The 22,080-nt window shown below is 69.3% G+C and carries 23 protein-coding genes; 1 reads left to right on the forward strand and 22 read right to left on the reverse strand.

From position 1 onward, the window contains the following. Positions 1 to 43: 43 nt before the first annotated feature. The 17 genes from MME74_RS10790 to MME74_RS10870 all read right to left on the reverse strand — a co-directional run bounded on the left by MME74_RS10790 (position 44) and on the right by MME74_RS10870 (position 16,785). Positions 44 to 397, reverse strand: a complete 354-nt coding sequence (locus MME74_RS10790; RefSeq protein ID WP_017830291.1) for an RNA polymerase-binding protein RbpA — start codon at positions 395 to 397, stop codon at positions 44 to 46. Then, a complete protein-coding gene (gene secG / locus MME74_RS10795) occupies positions 397 to 645 on the reverse strand; it encodes a preprotein translocase subunit SecG (protein WP_047524024.1) in 249 nt (82 codons plus the stop codon). Before secG ends, MME74_RS10790 begins: the two co-directional genes overlap by 1 nt. An 81-nt stretch (positions 646 to 726) precedes the next feature. Further along, positions 727 to 1,518: a triose-phosphate isomerase gene (gene tpiA / locus MME74_RS10800; RefSeq protein ID WP_267415018.1), complete on the reverse strand. Its 792-nt coding sequence runs from the start codon at positions 1,516 to 1,518 to the stop codon at positions 727 to 729. Further along, positions 1,509 to 2,723, reverse strand: a complete 1,215-nt coding sequence (locus MME74_RS10805; protein WP_267415019.1) for a phosphoglycerate kinase — start codon at positions 2,721 to 2,723, stop codon at positions 1,509 to 1,511. Before MME74_RS10805 ends, tpiA begins: the two co-directional genes overlap by 10 nt. Positions 2,724 to 2,733: 10 nt before the next feature. Next, a complete protein-coding gene (gap, locus tag MME74_RS10810; protein ID WP_267415020.1) occupies positions 2,734 to 3,744 on the reverse strand; it encodes a type I glyceraldehyde-3-phosphate dehydrogenase in 1,011 nt (336 codons plus the stop codon). A gap of 115 nt (positions 3,745 to 3,859) precedes the next feature. Beyond that, positions 3,860 to 4,486: a superoxide dismutase gene (locus MME74_RS10815; RefSeq protein ID WP_017202787.1), complete on the reverse strand. Its 627-nt coding sequence runs from the start codon at positions 4,484 to 4,486 to the stop codon at positions 3,860 to 3,862. A 156-nt stretch (positions 4,487 to 4,642) separates the two neighbouring features. Then, entirely contained in the window at positions 4,643 to 5,413 is a 771-nt protein-coding gene (locus MME74_RS10820; RefSeq protein ID WP_267415021.1) for a hypothetical protein, read from the reverse strand. 12 nt (positions 5,414 to 5,425) lie between these two features. After that, positions 5,426 to 6,403 (reverse strand): DNA-binding protein WhiA, encoded by a 978-nt coding sequence (gene whiA, locus MME74_RS10825; protein WP_267415022.1) that lies wholly within the window; start codon positions 6,401 to 6,403, stop codon positions 5,426 to 5,428. A 67-nt stretch (positions 6,404 to 6,470) separates the two neighbouring features. Next, positions 6,471 to 7,343: an RNase adapter RapZ gene (rapZ, locus tag MME74_RS10830; protein ID WP_267415023.1), complete on the reverse strand. Its 873-nt coding sequence runs from the start codon at positions 7,341 to 7,343 to the stop codon at positions 6,471 to 6,473. Between the two features lie 34 nt (positions 7,344 to 7,377). Beyond that, the gene (gene uvrC / locus MME74_RS10835) at positions 7,378 to 9,282 is read right to left on the reverse strand and encodes an excinuclease ABC subunit UvrC (protein ID WP_267415024.1); all 1,905 of its coding nucleotides are present in this window, start codon (positions 9,280 to 9,282) and stop codon (positions 7,378 to 7,380) included. Further along, positions 9,282 to 12,170: an excinuclease ABC subunit UvrA gene (uvrA, locus tag MME74_RS10840; protein WP_267415025.1), complete on the reverse strand. Its 2,889-nt coding sequence runs from the start codon at positions 12,168 to 12,170 to the stop codon at positions 9,282 to 9,284. Before uvrA ends, uvrC begins: the two co-directional genes overlap by 1 nt. A 9-nt stretch (positions 12,171 to 12,179) precedes the next feature. Next, the gene (locus tag MME74_RS10845; protein WP_267415026.1) at positions 12,180 to 12,776 is read right to left on the reverse strand and encodes a hypothetical protein; all 597 of its coding nucleotides are present in this window, start codon (positions 12,774 to 12,776) and stop codon (positions 12,180 to 12,182) included. Next, complete coding sequence (locus MME74_RS10850) at positions 12,773 to 14,086, reverse strand: DUF58 domain-containing protein (RefSeq protein ID WP_267415027.1); 1,314 nt, start codon at positions 14,084 to 14,086, stop codon at positions 12,773 to 12,775. Before MME74_RS10850 ends, MME74_RS10845 begins: the two co-directional genes overlap by 4 nt. Then, positions 14,083 to 15,051, reverse strand: a complete 969-nt coding sequence (locus tag MME74_RS10855; RefSeq protein WP_267415028.1) for an AAA family ATPase — start codon at positions 15,049 to 15,051, stop codon at positions 14,083 to 14,085. The genes MME74_RS10850 and MME74_RS10855 overlap by 4 nt, the downstream gene beginning before the upstream one ends. Further along, complete coding sequence (locus tag MME74_RS10860; RefSeq protein WP_267415029.1) at positions 15,048 to 15,521, reverse strand: hypothetical protein; 474 nt, start codon at positions 15,519 to 15,521, stop codon at positions 15,048 to 15,050. Before MME74_RS10860 ends, MME74_RS10855 begins: the two co-directional genes overlap by 4 nt. Further along, positions 15,518 to 16,270 (reverse strand): DUF4129 domain-containing protein, encoded by a 753-nt coding sequence (locus tag MME74_RS10865; protein ID WP_267415030.1) that lies wholly within the window; start codon positions 16,268 to 16,270, stop codon positions 15,518 to 15,520. Before MME74_RS10865 ends, MME74_RS10860 begins: the two co-directional genes overlap by 4 nt. Before the next feature lie 71 nt (positions 16,271 to 16,341). Further along, the gene (locus MME74_RS10870; RefSeq protein ID WP_267415031.1) at positions 16,342 to 16,785 is read right to left on the reverse strand and encodes a MarR family winged helix-turn-helix transcriptional regulator; all 444 of its coding nucleotides are present in this window, start codon (positions 16,783 to 16,785) and stop codon (positions 16,342 to 16,344) included. A 45-nt stretch (positions 16,786 to 16,830) separates the two neighbouring features. Between MME74_RS10870 and MME74_RS10875 the strand changes: the two genes are divergently transcribed. Further along, complete coding sequence (locus MME74_RS10875) at positions 16,831 to 17,073, forward strand: hypothetical protein (RefSeq protein ID WP_267415032.1); 243 nt, start codon at positions 16,831 to 16,833, stop codon at positions 17,071 to 17,073. Positions 17,074 to 17,082: 9 nt separating this feature from the next. Here the strand turns inward: MME74_RS10875 and MME74_RS10880 are convergent, their stop codons facing one another. From MME74_RS10880 to coaE, 5 genes are all read right to left on the reverse strand, one after another. Next, positions 17,083 to 17,439, reverse strand: coding sequence for a TfoX/Sxy family protein (locus MME74_RS10880; RefSeq protein ID WP_267415033.1), 357 nt, complete (start codon positions 17,437 to 17,439; stop codon positions 17,083 to 17,085). Positions 17,440 to 17,450: 11 nt separating this feature from the next. Continuing rightward, positions 17,451 to 19,523: an excinuclease ABC subunit UvrB gene (gene uvrB / locus MME74_RS10885; RefSeq protein ID WP_267415034.1), complete on the reverse strand. Its 2,073-nt coding sequence runs from the start codon at positions 19,521 to 19,523 to the stop codon at positions 17,451 to 17,453. A gap of 37 nt (positions 19,524 to 19,560) precedes the next feature. Further along, the gene (locus tag MME74_RS10890) at positions 19,561 to 20,100 is read right to left on the reverse strand and encodes a hypothetical protein (RefSeq protein WP_267415035.1); all 540 of its coding nucleotides are present in this window, start codon (positions 20,098 to 20,100) and stop codon (positions 19,561 to 19,563) included. Positions 20,101 to 20,240: 140 nt separating this feature from the next. Beyond that, on the reverse strand, positions 20,241 to 21,452 hold the full coding sequence (locus MME74_RS10895; RefSeq protein ID WP_267415036.1) for an MFS transporter: 1,212 nt from the start codon (positions 21,450 to 21,452) through the stop codon (positions 20,241 to 20,243). Further along, positions 21,449 to 22,048 carry a dephospho-CoA kinase gene (gene coaE / locus MME74_RS10900; RefSeq protein WP_267415037.1) on the reverse strand — a complete coding sequence of 200 codons (600 nt, stop codon included), beginning with the start codon at positions 22,046 to 22,048 and terminating at the stop codon, positions 21,449 to 21,451. Before coaE ends, MME74_RS10895 begins: the two co-directional genes overlap by 4 nt. Between the last annotated feature and the right edge of the window lie 32 nt (positions 22,049 to 22,080).

The raw sequence follows: 22,080 nt of genomic DNA on the forward strand, positions 1-22,080 counted from the left end.
CGCCGCGATCACTCGCGGCGGCTTCTTCGATGTCAGACCGAGGTCACTGCCCCCGGCGCTCGCGCAGCTGCGTGAGCGCGTCGTCCAGAAGCTGCACGGCTTCCTCGTCGGTACGACGCTCCTTCACGTAGGCGAGGTGCGTCTTGTACGGCTCCGCCTTCGCCAGCGCAGGAGGGTTCTCCTTGTCGCGACCGGCCGGAAGACCCGACTGCGGGTGGTCGATCGTCTCCGGGATCTCCTCTTCGGGAAGACCGGCGGCGAAGTAGCGGACGGTCTCGTTGCCGAGGCCGTCCCAGTACGACACCGCGATGCGGTCGGCGTGATAGCCGTGGTCCTGCTCGCCCATGGGGCCGGAGCCCACGCGGGTGCCGCGGATCGCGTTTCCACCGGTAGCCATCAGATGACCTCGAATTTCGTGATGAGGCCCAGCGCGACGATGGAGATGAACCACGTCAGAGCCAGGACGACGGTGAAGCGGTTCAGGTTCCGCTCCGCGAGCCCGGAAGAGCCGACCGCGGAGGTCATGCCGCCGCCGAACATGTCGGACAGACCGCCACCGCGACCTTTGTGCAGGAGGATGAGGAGGGTCAGCAGAACGCTGGTGATGCCCAGCACGACCTGCAGGACGAACTCGAGAATTGCCACGAGAAAGAGCCTTTCGCTGGGGCCGGAGCGCCCCCGTAACGGTCAAGTATACGGTGCAGCGGGGCCGGAGCCCCGCTGCACTCACACGCCGACGTGCTTCTCGAAGCGGATGATCGCGGCGAACTCGTCCACGACGAGGCTCGCCCCGCCGACCAGAGCGCCGTCAACATCGGGCTCGCGCATGAAGCTGGCGATGTTGCCGGACTTCACCGAGCCGCCGTAGAGGATGCGCGTGCGCGCGGCCGCCTCGTCGCCGAGGACCTTCGCGATGACCGCCCGCAGCGCCGCGCAGACGTCCTGCGCCTGCTGCGGCGTCGCCGCCTGGCCGGAGCCGATGGCCCACACGGGCTCGTACGCCACGACGATGTCGGCCTTCGGCGAGACGCCCTGGAGCGCCGCCTCGAGCTGACCGGAGGGAACGGCGCTGGCGCCGAACTTCTCCAGGTCCTCCGCGGTCTCGCCGACGCAGATCACCGGGACGAGCCCGTGCTTCAGCGAGGCCTTGACCTTCGCCGCCACGACGTCGTCGCCCTCGGCGTGGTACTCACGACGCTCCGAGTGGCCGATGATGACGTACTTCGCGTCGAGCTTCGCGAGGAACGCTCCCGAGACCTCACCCGTGTAGGCACCCGAATCGTGCGCCGAAACGTCCTGCGCACCGAGCGCGAACGGGATCTTGTCCGCGTCGATGAGCGTCTGCACGCTGCGGATGTCGGTGAACGGCGGGAAGACCGCCACCTCGACCGAGCCGTCCTCGTGCTTCGCGTCCTTCAACGTCCAGTGCAGCTTCTGCACGAACGCGACCGCCTGCAGGTGGTCGAGATTCATCTTCCAGTTTCCCGCGATCAGCGGGGTACGGGAGTTCACGCCCATCCGAGGACCTCCAGCCCAGGTAGTTTCTTGCCCTCGAGGAATTCGAGGCTCGCGCCGCCGCCGGTCGAGATGTGACCGAACTGGTCGTCGGAGAAGCCCAGCTGACGCACGGCGGCGGCGGAGTCGCCACCACCCACGACGCTGAGTCCGTCGACCTCGGTGAGCGACTGCGCCACGGTCTTGGTCCCCGCCGCGAACGCCGGGAACTCGAACACGCCCATGGGGCCGTTCCAGAACACGGTCTTCGAGTCGCGGATGACCTCGGCGAAGGTCGCCGCCGTCTCCGGCCCGATGTCGAGACCGATGCCGGAGGCGCCGAACGCGGTGGCCTCGATCGCATCGGCAGCGGCCACCTCATGGGCGGCATCCGCCGAGAACGATGCGGCGACGACCACGTCGGTGGGGAGCACGAGCTCCACGCCGCGTTCCGCCGCCTCGGCGATGTAGCCGCGGACGGTCTCGAGCTGGTCCTCCTCCAGCAGGCTCGAGGCCACGGCGTGGCCCTGCGCCTTGAGGAAGGTGAAGAGCATGCCGCCGCCGACGAGGATCTTGTCGACCCGCGGCAGCAGGTGCGAGATCACGCCGAGCTTGTCGCTGACCTTCGAGCCTCCGAGGACGACCGCGTACGGGCGCTCGGGGTTCTCGGTCAGACGGTCGAGCACGTCGAGCTCGGCCGCGATCAGCAGACCCGCGGCCGACGGGAGCAGCTCCGCGAGCTCGTAGACGCTCGCCTGCTTGCGGTGCACGACGCCGAAACCGTCGGAGACGAGCACGTCGCCGAGGTTCGCGAGCTCGGCGGCGAACGCCGCGCGCTCCCCCGCGTCCTTCGAGGTCTCGCCCGGGTTGAAGCGCAGGTTCTCGATGACGACGACCCCGCCGTCCTCGAGCGACGCCACAGCGTCCTGCGCCGACTCGCCGACCGTGTCGCGCGCGAACGCGACAGGGGCACCGAGCAGCTCGGACAGGCGCTGAGCCACCGGCTCCAGGCTGTACTGCGGGTCGGGCGCGCCTTCCGGCCGCCCGAGGTGAGAGCACACCACGACGCGGGCGCCCGCGTTGATCAGTGCGTTGAGGGTCGGCAACGAGGCGCGGACACGGCCATCGTCCGTGATGATCCCGTCCCGGAGGGGGACATTGAGATCACAACGGACGATGACGCGCTTGCCCTCGAGCGACCCCAGAGTGTCCAGGGTGCGCAGAGTCATGTTCCTGAGCTTAGAGGCGCTCGGCCACGTACTCGGTCAGGTCGACGAGACGGTTGGAGTAGCCCCACTCGTTGTCGTACCAGCTGGAGACCTTGATCAGGTTGCCGCTGACGTTGGTCAGCGTCGAGTCGAAGATCGAGGAGTGCGGGTTGTGCACGATGTCGCTGGAGACGATCGGGTCCTCGTTGTACTGGAGGTATCCCGCCAGACGGCCGTCGGCCGCAGCCTTCTTGTACGCCTCGTTGACCTCGTCGACCGTCAGGTTCTCGCGGTCGGTGATGAGGGTCAGGTCGACGATCGAGCCGGTGGGGACCGGGACGCGGTAGGACGAGCCGCTGAGCTTGCCCTGGAGCTCCGGGAGCACCTCGCCGATGGCCTTGGCGGCACCGGTCGAGGCCGGGGTGATGTTGATCGCCGCGGCACGCGCACGACGGAGGTCGCTGTGCGGGCCGTCCTGCAGGTTCTGGTCCGCGGTGTAGGCGTGAGCGGTCATCATGAAGCCGCGGTCGATGCCGAACGCGTCGTTGAAGACCTGTGCCAGCGGCGCGAGGCAGTTGGTGGTGCACGAGGCGTTGGAGATGATGTGGTCCGTCTCCGGGTTGTACGTGTCCTCGTTCACGCCCATGACGAACGTGCCGTCGACGCCGGTGCCCGGTGCCGAGATGAGGACCTTCTTCGCGCCGGCCTCGATGTGCTTCTTGGCGAGCTCGGCCTTGGTGAAGAAGCCGGTCGACTCGATGACGATGTCGACACCCAGCTCACCCCACGGGAGGTTGGCGGGGTCGCGCTCCGCGAAAGCCTTGATCGCCTTGCCGTTGACGGTGATGCTGTCCTCGTCGTAGCTGATCTCGGCGTCGAGGACGCCGCCGACCGAGTCGTACTTCAGCAGGTGCGCCAGGGTCTTGTTGTCGGTGAGGTCGTTGACCGCGACGATCTCAAGGTCCGCTCCCTGCGCGAGAGCCGCGCGGAAGTAGTTGCGTCCGATGCGGCCGAAGCCGTTGATACCGATCTTGACAGACACTCAGGTCTCCCTGTTTCTCGTGCGCCGCACGCAGCTTTCCAGCATGAGTGAAGCGCGGGGTTTTTTGGCTGAGAGGGCGTCCCGACGAGCCGTGGCCCGTCGGGACGCGACCCGATTACGACAGTACCAGCAGGCCGTTCGTCTGCTTGCGGGCGACCTCGAGGCGCTGGGCGACGTTCTCCCAGTTCGCGATGTTCCACGCGGCCTTGACGTAGTCGGCCTTGACGTTGAGGTAGTCGAGGTAGAACGCGTGCTCCCACATGTCCAGCTGGAAGAGCGGGATCGTGCCCTGCGCGGTGTTCGACTGCTGGTCGAACAGCTGCTGGATGATCAGGCGCGAGCCGATCGAGTCCCAGCTGAGGACGGCCCAGCCGGAGCCCTGGATGCCGGTCGCCGCGGCGGTGAAGTGCGCCTGGAACTTCTCGAACGAGCCGAAGTACTCGTCGATCGCGGCCTTCAGCTCGCCCTCCGGCTGGCCTCCGCCGTTCGGCGACAGGTTCGTCCAGAAGATCGAGTGGTTGACGTGGCCGCCCAGGTTGAAGGCGAGGTCCTTCTCGAGCTTGTTGACGTTCGCGAGGTTTCCGCTCTCGCGGGCCTCGGCGAGCTGCTCGAGCGCCGTGTTCGCGCCCGCGACGTAGGTCGCGTGGTGCTTGTCGTGGTGCAGCTCCATGATCTTGCCGCTGATGTGCGGCTCGAGGGCTGCGAAGTCGTAGGGAAGGTCGGGGAGCGTGTAGGTCGCCATATCGCTTTCATCCAATCCGCGCCGCGCCGCGGCGCTTGCCGATCCTCCGCGCCGCCGATGTGCGGCGTAGAGCGGACGTTCTTCATCCTACTGACGACAACGCGGGTACGGCCCGGAACCTTCCGCCGTATGACGCATCGGGGCATCTGGTACGGATCAGGCGTTCAGCCCCAGGTGCGGGATTCCGAGAGCGAACGGACTGAGCGCGAGCCTGCGACGTTCGATGTACATCAGGGAGTCCTGTCGGAGTGCCGTCGGATTCGGTGCCCCCGTGGCCAGGATCTGCTCCAGGAGGGCGTCCGCCGCGGTCGACGCGTTCGGGGTGGTGGCGGGGAACGAGATCCGCTCTGCGAGCGCCTTTCCGCCCACCGGCATCACATGGATGTTTCCCGCTCCCGACTTGAACGCGATGGTCAGCGAGGTCTTGCGACGCGCCGCCCAGCGTTCGGCCCTGACGAGGGCTTCATGGGCCGGATCGGCGTACCAGAAGTGCAGCTGCGACTCGGAACGACCGTCTCCCAGCGCGGCCGTCGCCTCGCACAGCGTGACGAGCGTGCGGGTCAGGACGGGAGCCAGAGCCTCGAAATCGTCGACGAACCGCTCCCCCGGCAGATAGCTGCCGTCGGGGAGCAGGGCGATGTCATCCGCGCGCCACCGGTAGGGAAGAGCCGAGTCGGGCAGCGACTCGAAGTCGCGATACTCCTCGTCGACGGCTGCGTCCGTGTGCGCGACGAGGATCTGCGCGCCGCCGCTGCTCGAGGGGCGGACGGAGACCTGCCGCGCACCGTCGTACCAGCGGACGAAGGGCCCTTCGAGGATCGTGGGAGCGACGCCGAGCACCGTGATCGCATCGCGGATCGTCTCCGCGAACGGCGTCTCGACCGTCGCCTCACCGAATTCCGCATCGCGCCAGCCGAAGACACTCATGCAGGAATCCTCTCAGACGTCGAGCCCGACGGGAACGGCGGCCTCGGTGCCCGGGATGCCATCCTGCTGCGCGCGCTTGTCGGCCATCGCCAGGAGGCGGCGGATCCGTCCGGCGACCGCGTCCTTCGTCAGCGGCGGGTCGGCGTGGTGGCCGAGCTCGTCGAGGCTGGCGTCGCGGTGGGCGAGGCGGAGCTCACCGGCGACCTTCAGGTGGTCGGGAACCTCGTCGGCCAGGATCTCGAGCGCACGCTCGACACGCGCGCAGGCGGCGACCGCGGCCTGCGCGGAGCGGCGGAGGTTCGCGTCGTCGAAGTTCACCAGGCGGTTGACGCCGGCGCGGACCTCTCGGCGCTGACGGAGCTCCTCCCACGCGATGGCGGTCTTCTGCGCGCCCATCTCGTTGAGGATCGTGCGGATCGCCTCGCCCTCGCGGACGACGACGCGCGGCATCCCGCGCACCTCGCGTGCCTTGGCTGCGACGCCGAGCCGGTGTGCGGCGCCGACGAGAGCCATCGCGGCCTCCGACGACGGGCAGACGACCTCGAGCATGGCGGAACGGCCGGGCTCGCTCAGGGTGCCCGCGGCGAGGAACGCGCCGCGCCAGAGTCCGGCGACCTCCGCACGGGAACCCGTGGTGAGGCGGTTCGGCAGCCCGCGCACGGGGCGGCGGCGCTGGTCCAGCAGTCCGGTCTGACGCGCCAGGGTCTCCCCCTGGGCGATCACCCGGACGGCCCAGCGGGCGCCGTCGTTCGCGGTGCTCGACTGGACCTGTGCGATCTCGGGTCGCACGCCGTAGATCTCGGCGAGGTCCCGCGCGACGCGGCGCGCGAGAGTCTCGGCGTCCACCTCGGCCTCCACGGCCACGCGACCGGCGATCGAATGCAGACCGCCGGCGAACCGGAGGATCGCGGTCACTTCCGCGACTCGCACCGTCGGGGGTGCATTGCGGATGCTGACCAGCTCGGCCTTGACGTCGGTGGTTAGTGCCACGACACTCCTTCACGTTCACGCGCCGGATCGCGACGCAAACGTCCAGCTTACTCGGCCGGGCGGCTCGCTATTCTCGGCCGAGGTCCCGGTGACGGACGTTCACGGCGACACCGGGGACGGCGGCGAGCCGGCGCGCCAGCTCCTCCGACATCGCCACCGAGCGGTGCTTTCCGCCCGTGCAGCCGATCGCGATCGTCGAGTGACTCTTGTTCTCGCGCTGGTACCCCTCGAGCACGGGCACGAGCGCCGTGGAGTACGCGTCAAGGAACTCCATCGCCCCCTCGCGCGAGAGCACGTACTCCCGGACCGTCTCGTCCTGGCCGGTCAGACCACGCAGCTCCTCGTTCCAGAACGGGTTCGGCAGGAACCGCATGTCGGCGACGATGTCGACGTCGGTCGGCAGACCGTACTTGAACCCGAAGCTGAGCAGCGTGACCCGGTGCCGGGCCTCCCCCTCCTCGGAGAAGATGTCCGACACCTGCGTCGCGAGCTGGTGGATGTTGAGCGTCGAGGTGTCGATCACGAGGTCGGCAGCCTCGCGGATCGGGGCGAGTCTGGTCCGCTCGATCCGGATGCCGTCGAGGAGCGTGCCGTCGCCCTGCAGCGGGTGCGGGCGGCGCACGGATTCGAAACGACGCACCAGGACGTCATCTGAGGCGTCGAGGAACAGCACACGGACCGAACCGCGCGACCGCAGCGCACGCGCCACCCCCGGGAAGTCGTCGAACAGATTGCGACCACGGACATCGACCACGGCGGCGACCTTGGGCAGCGCCTTGCCGCCCATGTCGGTCAGTTCCAGCAGCGGTCGGAGGATCTGGGGCGGCAGGTTGTCGACGACGTACCAGCCGAGATCCTCCAGTGCGTTCGCCACAGTGGTCCGGCCCGCGCCGGACATGCCCGTGACGATGAGGAATTCGCCCTTTTCCTCGTCAGCCATTGCTCAGTGCTCCCTCTCCCCCTCGGCTTCCAGCCTAGCGAGTGGACAGGTGGCTGTGGATGTTCTGGGCGAGGACAGGACCGATTCCCTGGACTTCTTCGATCTGGCCGGGCTCGGCCGCCCGGAGCGCGGTGACCGAGCCGAAGTGCTTGAGCAGCACCTTGATCCGCGAGGCCCCGAGACCGGGGACCTCGGCGAGCACGGACGTGATGTCGTTGCGGCGCCGCTTGCGCTGATGGGTGATGGCGAAACGGTGCGCCTCGTCGCGCAGTCGCTGCAGCAGATAGAGGGCCTCACTCGTCCGCGGGAGGATCACCGGGAAGTCGTCTCCGGGGAGCCAGATCTCCTCCAGTCTCTTGGCGATCCCGCAGACGGCGATCTCGGGGTGACCGGCATCGCGGAGGGCGCGGGCCGCGGCCTCCACCTGGGGCTTGCCGCCGTCGACGAGGAGCAGCTGCGGCGGATACGCGAAACGGGGCTTGCGTCGCACGGCCGCCTCGCCGAGGTCTTCCGCGACGATCTCCTCGGTCGTCGGATCGATGACCTCCGGCTCCTCGGGACGGTCGAGGTACGCGAGTCGACGCCGCAGCACCTGGTACATCGAATCCGTGTCGTCCGTCGTCTCGGCGATGTTGAACGAGCGGTACTGGTCCTTGCGCGGGAGTCCGTCCTCGAACACCACCATCGAGGCGACGACGTTCGTGCCGCCGAGGTGGGAGATGTCGAAGCACTCGATGCGCAGGGGCGCCTCGTCCATCCCGAGTGCCTCCTGCAGGTCGGTGAGGGCCTGCGTCCGCGCGACGTAGTCGGTCGTGCGGCGGGTCTTGTGCCGGATCAGCGCCTGCTGCGCGTTCAACGTCGCCGTGCGCATCAGGTCGGCGCGCTGGCCGCGCTGCGCGACGGCGATCTCGACCTTCTTGCCCCGACGCTCCCGCAGCCACACCTCGAGCTCCGCGGCATCGTCCGGCAGGGTCGGGACCAGGATGCGGCGCGGGACGTCCTGCGCCTCTCCGTACGCCTGCTGCAGCACCTGCTCGACGAGCTCGCCGCTGGAGATGTCGATCTCCTTCTCGATGGTCAGGGCGCGCACACCGCGCACCCTGCCGCCGCGGATCACGAAGTGCTGCACGGCGGCTGCCAGCTCGTCCTCCGCGATGCCGAAGAGGTCGGCGTCCTCGTCCGCCGCGAGCACGAGCGCGCTCTTTCCGAGTACGGCTTCGATCGCGGACAGCTTGTCGCGGTACTTCGCCGCCGCCTCGTAGTCCATCGCCGCGGAGGCGGCCAGCATCCGCTTGGTGAGCTCACGTGTGAACCGCTCGTCGCCGCCGGCCATGAACGCGACGAAGTCGTCGACCATGGCGCGGTGCTCCTCGATGCTCACCGTCATCGAGCACGGGCCCCCGCACTTGCCGATCTGTCCGGGGAAGCACGGACGGCCGGTCTGCATGGCGCGCCGGTAGCTGGCGTCGCTGCAGGTGCGGATCGGGAACGCCTTGATCATCAGGTCGATCGTCTCGTGCACCGCCCACACCTTCGGGAACGGGCCGAAGTACCGCGCACCGGGGATCTTGCGGTTGCGGGTGACGATCACGCGCGGGGCCTCGTCCGCGAGCGTCACCGCCATGAACGGGTACGACTTGTCGTCCTTGTAGCGGACGTTGAAGGGCGGATCGAACTCCTTGATCCACATGTACTCGAGCTGCAGCGAGTCGACGTCGGTCGGCACCACCGTCCACTCGACGGAGGCCGCCGTCGTCACCATGCGCCGCGTGCGCTCATGCAGGGTCCGGAGGGGTGCGAAGTAGTTCGACAGTCGCTGCCGGAGGTTCTTCGCCTTGCCCACGTAGAGCACCCGGCCCGCGGCATCACGGAACCGGTACACGCCGGGGTCGGTGGGGATCTCCCCCGCCCGCGGTTTGTACGGCAGCACGTCGGCCATCAGCTGGCCTTCCGCGCGGAGCGCCCCTCACCCAGGATCTCGGAGAGGAACAGCCCGGTGTGACTCTCCTCGACCCGTGCGATGTGCTCCGGGGTGCCCGTGGCGATGATCTGGCCACCACCGGAGCCGCCCTCGGGACCGAGGTCGATCACCCAGTCGGCCGACTTGATCACGTCGAGGTTGTGCTCGATGACGATGACCGTGTTGCCCTTGTCGACCAGACCGTTCAAGACCTCGAGGAGCTTGCGGACGTCTTCGAAGTGCAGACCGGTCGTCGGCTCGTCGAGCACGTAGATGCTGCGTCCGTTGCTGCGGCGCTGGAGCTCGGTGGCGAGCTTGACGCGCTGCGCCTCACCGCCGGAGAGCGTCGTCGCCGACTGACCGAGCCGCACGTAGCCGAGGCCCACGTCGACGAGCGTCTTCATGTAGCGGTGGATCGCCTGGATGGGCTCGAAGAAGTCGGCGGCCTCCTCGATCGGCATCTCGAGCACCTCGGCGATGTTCTTGCCCTTGTAGTGCACCGCGAGCGTGTCGCGGTTGTACCGCTTGCCGTGGCACACCTCGCAGTCGACGTACACGTCGGGGAGGAAGTTCATCTCGATCTTGATCGTGCCGTCACCGGAGCACGCCTCGCAGCGGCCGCCCTTGACGTTGAAGCTGAACCGGCCGGGCTGATAGCCGCGGACCTTCGCCTCGGGCGTCTCGCTGAACAGTGTGCGGATGCGGTCGAAGACGCCCGTGTACGTCGCCGGGTTCGACCGCGGCGTGCGGCCGATCGGCGCCTGGTCCACGTGCACGACCTTGTCGAGGTTGTCGAGTCCCGTCACGCGCGTGTGCTTGCCGGGGACCGTGCGCGCTCCGTTCAGTCGCGACGCCAGCACCTGGTACAGGATGTCGTTCACGAGCGACGACTTCCCGGACCCGCTGACACCGGTGACCGCGGTGAGCACACCCAGCGGGAAGTCGGCCGTGACGTTTCGCAGGTTGTTCGCCCGTGCGCCGACGACGCTCAGCATGCGCTTCTTGTCGATCTTCCGGCGCTTCTTCGGCATCGGGATCTCGCGGCGGCCGGACAGGTACTCCCCCGTCATCGAGGCGCTGTCGCCGAGCAGAGCCGAGTACGGCCCCGAGTGCACGACCTCGCCGCCGTTGACGCCGGCACCGGGTCCGATGTCGACGACCCAGTCGGCCGCCTCGATCGTCTCCTCGTCGTGCTCCACCACGATCAGCGTGTTGCCGAGGTCGCGCAGCGTGAGCAGCGTCTCGATCAGGCGGCGGTTGTCGCGCTGGTGCAGACCGATCGACGGTTCGTCGAGCACATAGAGGACACCGGTGAGACCCGAGCCGATCTGCGTGGCCAGGCGGATGCGCTGAGCCTCACCACCGGACAGGGACCCCGCCGAGCGGCTGAGGTTCAGGTACGAGAGGCCGACCTGCAGCAGGAAGTCGAGGCGCAGGCGGATCTCACGCAGCACCTGAGCGGCGATCTTCGCCTCACGGTCGGTGAGCGTGAGGGTCTCCATGAAGGCCCGGGCGTCGGCCAGGCTGAGGTGCGACACCTCGGCGATCGAGTGGCCGTGCACCTGCACCGCGAGCACCTCGGGCTTGAGGCGGTTGCCGTCGCAGACGGGGCACGGCACCTCGCGGAGGTACTCGCCCCAGCGGCTGCGCTGGTTGTCCGACTCGGCCTGCAGGTACTGCCGCTCGATGTACGGGACCACGCCCTCGAAACCGGAGGCGTAGCGCATCTCGCGCCCGTAGCGGTTCTTCCACTTGACGGTGACCTTGTAGTTCTCGCCGCGCAGCACCGCGTCCTGCACGTCGGAGTGCAGCTTGCGCCACGGCGTGTCCAGCGAGAAGTCCAGGTCGCGGGAGAGCCCCTCGAGAAGGCGCTCGTAGTACTGGAACAGCCCCTTGCCCTGGGTGGTCCACGGGATGATGACGCCCTCGCGGATGGAGAGGTCTTCGTCGCCGAGCATCAGATCGACGTCGACGGACATGCGCGTGCCGAGGCCGGAGCAGGCGGGGCATGCACCGAACGGCGCGTTGAACGAGAAGGTGCGCGGCTCGATCTCGGTGAGCGTGAGCGCATGTCCGTTCGGGCAGGCCAGCTTCTCGGAGAACGTCTGCCACGCGTCGTCGCCCTCGCCGTCGACGTAATTGATCTGCACCACGCCACCGGCCAGGCCCAGAGCGGTCTCCACGGAATCGGTGACCCGCCCGAGGATGTCGTCCGAGGCCACGAGTCGGTCGACCACCACGGCGATGTCGTGCTTGTAGCTCTTCTTCAGCGTGGGCGGCTCGGCGAGCTGGATCAGCTCGCCGTCGACGATCGCACGCGAGTAGCCCTTCGCACCGAGCTCGCGGAACAGGTCGACGAACTCGCCCTTCTTCTGCGACACGATCGGCGCCACCACCTGGTAACGCGTGCGCTCGGGGAGCTCCATGAGCTGATCGGCGATCTGCTGTACGGTCTGGCGCTGGATGCGCTCACCGCACTCCGGGCAGTGCGGGATGCCGATGCGCGCCCACAGCAGACGCATGTAGTCGTAGATCTCGGTGATCGTGCCGACGGTCGATCGCGGGTTGCGGTTCGTCGACTTCTGGTCGATCGAGACCGCGGGGCTCAGCCCCTCGATGAAGTCGACGTCGGGTCGGTCGACCTGACCGAGGAACTGGCGCGCGTATGCGCTCAGCGATTCGACGTAACGACGCTGCCCCTCGGCGAAGATCGTGTCGAACGCGAGGCTGGACTTCCCCGATCCGGACAGACCGGTGAACACGACGAGAGAGTCGCGGGGGATGTCGATGTCGACGTTCTTGAGATTGTGGACGCGGGCACCGCGGACACTGAGTTTTCCTGGGGAAGCAACGGGGACGATGGGCACCGAACAAGTCTACGAGGGGCCGCGGACATCGGCTCCGCGGCGAGCACCTGCATCCGACGAACGGGCCGACGGCGGGCGCCCGCTCCGCGGCTCGTCCGCCGTCTTCACAGCCCTCAGCGCGAGAAGCACCCCCGCCAGGAGCACGGCCGCCGCCAACGGAGCGATCCACGCGAGACCGCGATCCACCGCGCCGGGCAGGAGCAGCCACATCCCGAAGACCACCGGCTGCGCCAGCAGCTGCACCACCGCGAAGCGCGCGAGCGTCGGCAGCAGCACGGCGAGGGCGAACCGAGAGGAGATCGGGACGACGAGGCACAGGGACGCGAGCAGATGGATGGCGGGGATGAGCAGCACCGCGAGCGCCGTCCGCTCGGGAGCCGGCTCGCTCAGGATCACGCCGAACACCAGGCACGCGGCCGCCAACCAGGCCGTGAGGGACCGCGGTACCGCGACGGACACGAGGGCGGCGATCACGGCGGCCCACTGCCACAGGGCGAACGGGACCAGCGCGAGGGCACCGGCCCAGACGACGGCGACGATCAGAAGTCGCGGGACGATGCCGGGGATGACGCCCGGCACACGGAACGAACGGATGCCGCGCGTCATCGGCGCACCGCCCGCATCCGCTGCTGACGCAGTGCGACGAGGCGCATCGCGACGTCGACGTCGGGATCGGCCCACGCCACGACCTCCACACCCGCATGCCGGAGCTCCGACAGGACGACGGAGCGCTCCGCGAGCAGCGTCCGCAGCGCGATGTGCTGCTCCCGGCTGAGCCGGGTCGTGTCCGGGACGGGCAGCACGTCGACGGCGACCACCGCGTGACCTGCGGCCCGCCACTGGGTCGCGAGGCGCGCCGCGACACCGTCGACGAAGGTGGAGAGCACGAAGACGATGGATCCCGACGACACGACGGGAGAGCGCCGATACCGGGAGTCGTCCGCACTCTGCCCCGTCGCGGCGATGACGTCGCGCACGCGGGCGAGATGGCGGGGGCCTCCGCCGGCGGGGATGCTGCGGCCTCCCGGCGACAGCGCGTGATACGCCACGCGGTCCCCGACGCCGATCGCCGTGGTGGCGATGGAGAGCGCCGCCTCGCGGGCCAGATCGAGCGAGGTCGTCCCGGAGCGGTCGGGATCGCCCGTCCCCCAGGCCGCGACCACGGTGCCGACGTCCTCCACCGTGTCGATCGCGATCACCACCGAGGAGTCGCTGAGCGCGTTGGTGCGACGAACCAGCAGCTCACCGGGGCGACGGGCCGCACGGGCCGTCGCCCGCCAGTCGACCCGGCGCAGCTCGTCTCCGGGGGCGAAGGGATGGATGTCGCGGAAGTCGCCGCCCTGACCGGGACGTGCGCCCTCGTGTGCGCCGTGCAGGCCCGTGAGGCGCGGGGCGACCGGCAGCTGCGCGATCCGGGGCGCGCGAGGCGGGGTGTTCCATCCCAGTGCGACGCGCGGACCCGGCTCCGACACCCATGCCCCGTCCAGGGCCACCCCGCGGACGGTCACGCCGAGAAGTTCCACCGGGCCGGAATGCTGGAGGCGGGTGCGTGAGGTGAAGACGGATGATCCCGGTCGGACATCCGCGAGTCCGGCACGCCGTTCCTCCAGATCGACCGCGACCTGCACCCAGTCCGCGTCGAGGGCCACATCCGCCGCCGCGACGACCTCGTCCGCACCCTCCGCCCCACCGGGGCGCGCACGCAACTCGATCGCCAGGTCGCCGTCGTCGGGGCGCCGCATCAGCATCCACACCGTCGCCAGCGCGAGTGGCAGGCCGATGCCGATCACGTCGGGCCGCGAGAGCGCGAGTCCCACCGCCGCGATGACGGCCGCACCGGCGAACCCGATCGCGATCACGGGCGTTCGACTCCACCGCACCGGAGCGCGGGCGGTGACGCGGACCGGGTCGGTCACCGCGCGGCCACCGTCGGCGGCACCGGAGTGCTCGCCACCACGGAGGCGACCACGGAGCGCGGATCCACTCCCTGCGCCCAGGCCTGCGGGGTGAGGGTGAGACGGTGTGCGAGCACCGGTTCCGCGATCCGCTTGATGTCGTCCGGACGCACGTAGTCCCTGCCCTCGAGCGCCGCGAGGGCGCGCCCCAGCAGCACCAGCGCCTGCGACCCTCGCGGGGAGGCTCCGACGGCGACGTGCGGCGCGACGCGTGTGGCCCGTGCGAGTTCGACGCAGTATCGCGCGACATCGGGGTCGACGTGGATCCGTTCGACGGCCGCCTGGATCTCGAGGAGTCCCTCGCCATCGACGACGGGGGCGACCGAGACGTCGGGGCTCTGCCGCGCCACGCGGTCGAGGATGATCTGCGTCTCGTCCTCCGACACGGGGTAGCCGACCGCGAGCCGCACCATGAACCGGTCGAGCTGCGCCTCCGGGAGCGCGTACGTCCCCTCGTACTCGATCGGGTTGGACGTCGCCACGACGTGGAACGGGCGCGGCAGCGGGAATCTGTTGCCCTCGACGGTCACCTGCCCCTCGGCCATCGCCTCGAGCATCGCGGACTGCGTCTTGGGCGTCGTCCGGTTCACCTCGTCGGCGAGCAGCAGCCCGGTGAAGATCGGTCCGGGGCGGAACACGAAGTCGCCATCCGCCGGTGCGTACACGTACGAGCCGGTGACGTCGCCGGGGAGCATGTCGGGCGTGCACTGCAGCCGCCGGAAATCGAGCCCGAGGGCCGAGGCGAGACTCCGCGCCGCGAGCGTCTTGCCCAGCCCGGGCACGTCCTCGAAGAGCACATGCCCGCCGGCGAGGATCGCCGCGAGGGCGATCGTGAGAGGCTCATCCATCCCGACGACCGCGCTGCGGACGCTCTCGAGCACCCGGTGCCCGATGTCGGCGATCTGTGTGGTCTCCTGCGTGCTCATCCGTTGTCCTCCGGGTCGTTCGGGATTCGGTCGATCGCATCGAGCACGCGCTCGATGTCGGTGCGGTGCACCTCGCGGCGGTGCAGGGAGTCGCGTACGCCCTCCCCGAGAAGCGCGTCGATGCGCGTGTGCTGCGCGGGATCGTCGAGGTCGAGACCGCTGTGGGCGAGTCTCCGCCGGAGCAGCGCCTGCACGCGGCGCACGACCACGTGGCCGGCGACCCCCGTGCGGGCGTTGATCGCCCAGGCCATCCGCGACACGTCGGAGCTCCGTGCGTCGTCGCTCGGTTTCTCGGGCGGCCAGTCCGCGCCGACCTCCGTGAAGTCCTGGCGGAACGCGAGGATGATCGCGAGGACGACGATGATCCAGGCGACCACGAACGGTGCCGGGAACCCGAGCTGTCCGAGCAGGACGACGAGCACGGCGGCGACAGCGGCACCGAGCCCCACGATCAGGATCCGCGCCTTCATCGCCACCCCGCCTCGATACCTCGGAGGCAGGCGGAGGCAGTCGCCCGGTCGTCCTCATCGGCGACATGACCGCCGAACCGGACCCGCTCGTAGAGGGCCAGCAGCGCGACGACCTCCGCGGCGATCCCGGCACGCCGCCCGATGATCCGCACGGTGAACTCGCTCGGGGTCTCGTTGACGCCACGCCCGGCCCCGGCATCCGCGGCGGACTCCTCCAGTCCCACCCATGCCGCGACGATGCTGTCACCCGGAACGGGCCTCTCGTCGATCGTCTGCAGCGCCGCGGCGATGCCGCGTCGGATCGTCGCCTCGTCCGGCTCGACCTCGACGGGCGCGCCCGCGACGGCCACGGCGTCGATCTGCGCCGCGTCCCGCCGGGCGAGCGGACGATCGCGCCAGCGCTCCAGGAGGTACCTGATCAGCATCCGCAGACCGAAGTACACCAGCGTGAGCACGAACGCCGCGACGATGGCGGTGAGGATGATGCCGATGATCGCGAGCAGCGGGGAATCGTCGGGGGGTTCGAGCGGCGGCGCGGTCTCTCCGGGAGTCTGCGTCGGCAGCTCGTCGATCGGTACGGCCGGGAGCTCGAACGCCCAGTCGCCGAACTGCGGGAGTCCCTGCGCGGCAGCGGCGAGCATGATCGTCGCGAACAGCCCCGTGATCGCGATCAGCGGCAGCAGCAGCCGCCGGGGCCGCGTTCTCGCCGCACGCTCCCCCTCCGGGGCCGAGGTCTCGGAGCGCGACATGCCTCCACCATAGGGGCTGTCTTCCACGCGACCGCGTGAGCGACGCGGCGGGAGGACGACGCAGCGACGGTTCAGCCGAGGTCGGGGCGTCTTCCGGCGAACGGACCGAGACCGTCGCGGAGGGCGGCGATCTCGTCGATGCCCATGCCGACCGCCGACATGACCTGGTGCGGGACGTCGACGGCACGCTCGCGGAGTGCTGCCCCGGCGTCGGTCAGCGTGATCTCCAGGCGCCGCTCGTCCTCGCTGCTCCGCTGTCGAGCCACGAGCCCTTCGGCTTCCAGTCTCTTCACGAGGGGTGATGCCGTGGCCGGCTCCAGGGCGAGATCGACGGCGAGGTCGTTCAGCGTGCGGGGCGCGCGCTCCCAGAGGGCCAGCATCACGAGGTACTGCGGGTGGGTGAGGCCGAGCGGCTCGAGGATCGGGCGATAGAGCGCGACGACGTTGCGTGCCGCGGTCACCAGGGCGAAGCAGAGCTGGTTCTCCAGCTTGAGCAGGTCATCGGTTGCCGTCACACGGGAGACTATACATCTGCGCTAATAGTTAGTACACTAATGAACATGGCACAGGACTCCGACCGCCCACCCCTCCGCACCCGCATCCGCGAGGCAGGAGGCCTCTACGCCTGGGTGAACACGAACCTGATCCGCTTCGCCGGTCCGGCCTCGGTGGGTCCCTACGAGAAGACCCCGCCGCCCAGCGCCTCCGAACGTGCGGAGCGCGCCTGCCCGCTGTGCGGCGCCCCCATGACGCAGCACGAGATCGATCGTTCCGGACCGAAGACCCTGGTGCACTGCCCCTGACTCCGGCCCCTAGCGGTCGTCCTGCCCGGGGGCCTCAACAGCCGCCCCGGTCGACTCCCGCGCGACGTCGAGCCAGAACATGAGTTCGGCGTCGTCTTCGATGACCGCGGGCACGATATCCAGCCACCCCGAGCCCATCGTGCGGGACCCCATCACGGCGCGCGCCACCCCCGGGCGGGTCAGCAGCGCCGCGCCGCTCTCGTCGTCCACGCGCACCAGGAGGACGCCACCGGAGCGGGCTCCGAGGAGGATGCGACCGTCGTCGAGGAACGCGCGCGTGCCGAACATGCGTCGCTCTTCGATCTCGTCGTCGGCGCTCAGGAGCGCCCGGATCCGATCCGCGAGCTCGTTCCCTGCGGCATCCATCGGCGCCTCGCTTACGCGTGCCCTGCGCGTTCCATCGCGCGGAGCTCCTTCTTGAGGTCCTGCACCTCGTCACGCAGGCGCCCGGCGAGCTCGAACTTCAGCTCGCTCGCGGCGGCGAGCATCTGATCCGTCAGATCCTGGATCGTCGCCTCGAGCTGCTGCGCGCCCTCCGCGGCGATACCGGTGCGACGCAGGTTCGGGGTCGGCGACTTGCCCTTCCCCGATGCGCGACCACGACTCGACATCAGGTCCGCGGTGTCGGCGCCCTCTCGTGCCAGCACCTCGGTGATGTCCGCGATGCGCTTGCGCAGCGGCTGCGGGTCGATCCCGTGCTCCTTGTTGTACGCGACCTGCTTCTCCCGGCGACGGTCCGTCTCGTCGATCGCCTTCTTCATGGAGTCGGTCATGTTGTCGGCGTACATGTGCACTTCACCGGACACGTTTCGGGCTGCGCGACCGATCGTCTGGATGAGCGAGGTCCCCGAACGCAGGAACCCTTCCTTGTCCGCGTCGAGGATGGCGACCAGCGAGACCTCCGGAAGGTCGAGGCCCTCTCGGAGCAGGTTGATGCCGACGAGAACGTCGTAGACGCCGGCGCGCAGCTCGCTGAGGAGCTCGACCCGGCGCAGCGTGTCGACGTCGGAGTGCAGGTAGCGGACGCGGACCCCGTGCTCGCCGAGGAAGTCGGTGAGCTCCTCCGACATCTTCTTCGTCAGGGTGGTCACGAGGACGCGCTCGTCACGCTCGACGCGCAGGCGGATCTCCTCGAGCAGGTCGTCGATCTGTCCCTTCGACGGCTTGACCACGATGTGCGGGTCGACCAGGCCGGTCGGACGGATGATCTGCTCGACGATGCCGTCGGCGATCCCCATCTCGTACTTGCCGGGGGTCGCCGAGAGGTACACGGTCTGCCCGATCCGGTTCTTGAACTCGTCCCAGCGCAACGGACGGTTGTCCATCGCGCTCGGCAGGCGGAACCCGTGATCGACGAGCGTCCGCTTGCGCGACGCGTCGCCCTCGTACATCGCGCCGATCTGCGGCACCGTGACGTGCGATTCGTCGATCACGAGCAGGAAGTCGTCGGGGAAGAAGTCGAGCAGGGTGTGCGGCGGCTCGCCCGGCTCACGTCCGTCCATGTGGCGCGAGTAGTTCTCGATGCCGGAGCAGAAGCCCAGCTGCTGCAGCATCTCGAGGTCGAACGTCGTGCGCATGCGCAGACGCTGAGCCTCCAGGAGCTTGCCCTGCCGCTCGAACTCGGCGAGGCGCTCTTCGAGCTCGGCCTCGATCGTGCCGATGGAGCGCTGGATGACGTCGGTGCCGGCCACGTAGTGGGATGCCGGGAAGATCGGCACCGAGTCGAGCTTCTCGATGACCTCGCCCGTGAGCGGGTGGAGCGAGTACAGCGCCTCGATCTCGTCGCCGAAGAGCTCGATGCGGATGGCGTGCTCCTCGTAGACCGGGATGATCTCGATGGTGTCGCCGCGCACGCGGAAGTTCCCGCGGGAGAAGTCGACGTCGTTGCGGTTGTACTGCATGGCGATGAACTGGCGGATGAGGGCGTCGCGGTCGTACCGCTCCCCCACCTGCAGCGCGACCATCGCACGGAGGTACTCCTCCGGCGCGCCGAGTCCGTAGATGCACGACACGGTGGAGACCACCACCACGTCACGACGGCTCAGCAGCGAGTTGGTGGTGGAGTGCCGCAGCCGCTCGACCTCGGAGTTGATCGAGGAGTCCTTCTCGATGAAGGTGTCCGTCTGAGGGACGTAGGCCTCGGGCTGGTAGTAGTCGTAGTACGAGACGAAGTACTCGACGGCGTTGTTCGGCATCAGCTCGCGGAACTCGTTCGCCAGCTGGGCGGCCAGGGTCTTGTTGTGCGCGAGCACCAGCGTCGGGCGCTGCACCTGCTCGACGAGCCACGCCGTGGTCGCCGACTTGCCGGTACCGGTCGCACCGAGCAGCACGACGTCGGTCTCTCCCGCGTTGATCCGCGCCGCCAGCTCGGCGATGGCCTTCGGCTGGTCGCCGGCCGGCGCGTACTCGCTGATGACCTCGAAGGGGCGGACACTGCGCGTGGGTTGCATACCTCCAGCGTATGCCGCCCCTCCGACATCGAGGCCGTCAGGCGACGAGCACAGCCGTCTTGGACGAGGGCTCCGAGGCCCAGGTCGTCGAGCCGCCGTTGAGCACGGCCATGCTGGCCCTCGACTCGAGTTCCCCGGGCGCGGATCCGATCACATTGAAGGTCAGCGCGTCGCCGAAGCTCGCCGGCGTCCGGGTGAACGTGAACGTCGTCGCCGACGACCCGCTCGGGGGCGACGGCACCCATGCGTCCAGGCGCGTGCCGGGATCGAGTGTGACCGGCGTGCTGAACTGCACGACGACCACGAGCGACGCTCCGGCGGGCGGACTCACCCACGGCGTGGAACGGTAGCCGATCTGCGTGCTGAACGTGGCTTTCAGCCCGCCGGCCGCAGCCGCCAGCGCCGTGAACCCACCCTGCGCCTCGGCAGCCCAGTAGTAGTTCGCCTCACGGTTCGTGAGGTTGTTCCCGCTGGCCGCTGCCATCGGCAGGGCCACCGCCGCTGCGATCACGGGCACCGACCACGCAGCACTCGCGACGAGACTCCGACGAGAGATCCCCTGATTCTCCTGTTGCATTTTCCGCTCCCCAGCGCGCGGAAAAGCAATCCCCCAGCAGACCATCCCCTGGTGCGTCCCCACGCCCACGACCAGCCTATCAACGGTGCTCTCCGCCGACCCTGGGGCCGGCTGAGAGCCGCCCTCCCCGACGAGACGGCTCAGACCAGGCCGCTCCGCGCTCCGCGCAGCGCCGACACGGCGGCGAGGGCGGCCGCTGCGCACATCGCCAGGATCACGGCGACGAACCAGCTCCAGCTCGCCGCCCCGAACACGAGTCCGAGCGCCCACCCGAACAGGCTCGAGCCCGCATAGTAGGCGAAGTAGTACAGCGATGACGCCTGCGCCCTGCTGGCCGCACCGGCGGCGACCGGAGTCCATCCCGACGCCACCGCATGGGCCCCGAAGAAGCCGGCGGTGAAGAGAACGAGCCCCAGCAACACGATGGCGGCGAGGGGCACCAGCAGCAGGACCGCACCGATCGCCATCACGCCGATCGAGGCGAGGAGCACCGGGAAGCGGCCGACTCTGGAGGCGAGCGTCCCTGCCCCTGGTGAGGAGACCGTGCCGGCCAGGTACGCCAGGAAGAGCAGCGTCACCACCCACGCCGGCAGCGCGAACGGAGGTGCCGAGAGATGGAACCCCAGGTAGTTGTATACCGCGACGAACGCGCCCATCAGTAGGAAGCCCTGCGCATACAGAGCCCACTGCACCCGGGAGCGCAGAGGTCCGCGGAGCCGCTCGAGAATGCCGGGGCCGCGGTCGACCCGCAGACGTCCGGGGACGAATCCGCGTGCCCGGGGCGTGAGCGACAGGAAGAGGATCGCGGCCGCGAGGCAGACGACCGCGACGGACAGGATGCCGACGCGCCAGCCGCCGACCTCCCCGACGATGCCGGAGACGATGCGCCCGAGCAGGCCGCCGACGGTGGTCCCGGCGATGTAGCTTCCCGCCGCCGTGGCCGCGTACCGTGCCGCCACCTCCTCGCTGAGGTAGGCGAGAGCCACCGCCGGTACGGCTCCCAGCGCCACGCCCTCCGCGAAACGGAGCAGGAGCAGCACCGCCATCTCCCCGCTCAGCGGCGCCGCGAGTCCGAACAGTGTCGCGAGGAGCACCCCCGTCGCCATAGCGGGCACCCGGCCGATGCGGTCCGCGACGATCGACCACGGGATCACCGCGAGCGCCAGCCCGAGCGTTGCGGCCGAGACGCTCAGGGCCGCCGTTGCGGGTCCGACGGCGAGGTCGCTCGCGATCTGCGGCAGCACGGCCTGTGCGGAGTAGAGCTGTGCGAACGTGGCGATCCCGGCGAAGAACAGACCGACGATGAGGCGACGGTACTCGCGCGATCCCGGCGCGTGGCCGGAGAAGGTCACGGGCGGCGGATCCGCTCCCACAGCGCATCCGTCTGCTCGAGCGTGTGCTCCAGGGTGCCCGCGGTGTCGATCACGACGTCGGCGATCGCGAGCCGGCGTTCGTCGGAGACCTGCGCGTCGATCCGGCCCTGCGCGGCGGGGGCGTCCATGCCGCGCAGCTCGACCAGACGACGAAGCCGTTCCGCGGCCGGGGCGTGAGCGACCACGATCAGGTCCCAGGGGTCGTCGACGCGCGCCTCGACCAGGAGGGGCACGTCGTAGACGACCACGGCGGCCGGGTCCGCAGCAGTCGCCGCATCGAACCGTCGTTGCGACTCTTCCCGCACGGCGGGGTGGACGATCGCGTTCAGCTGTGCGAGGCGTTCGGGGTTTCCGAAGACCTCAGCACCCAGTGCCGGACGGTCGAGCGCTCCGTCGACGGCGATGACGGACGGACCGAAAGTCTCCGCGATCCGCTCCAGCACCGGCGATCCGGGAGCCTGCACGTCGCGCACGATCTGATCGGCATCCACGATGACGGCACCGTGCTCCGCGAGACGCCTGGCGATGGTCGACTTCCCGGAGGCGATGCCGCCGGTGAGCGCGATGAGAGGCATGTGGCCAGTCTATGGTCCGCCCGGCGACGACG

Source organism: Microbacterium oxydans (assembly GCF_026559675.1).
GTDB lineage: Bacteria > Actinomycetota > Actinomycetes > Actinomycetales > Microbacteriaceae > Microbacterium > Microbacterium oxydans_D.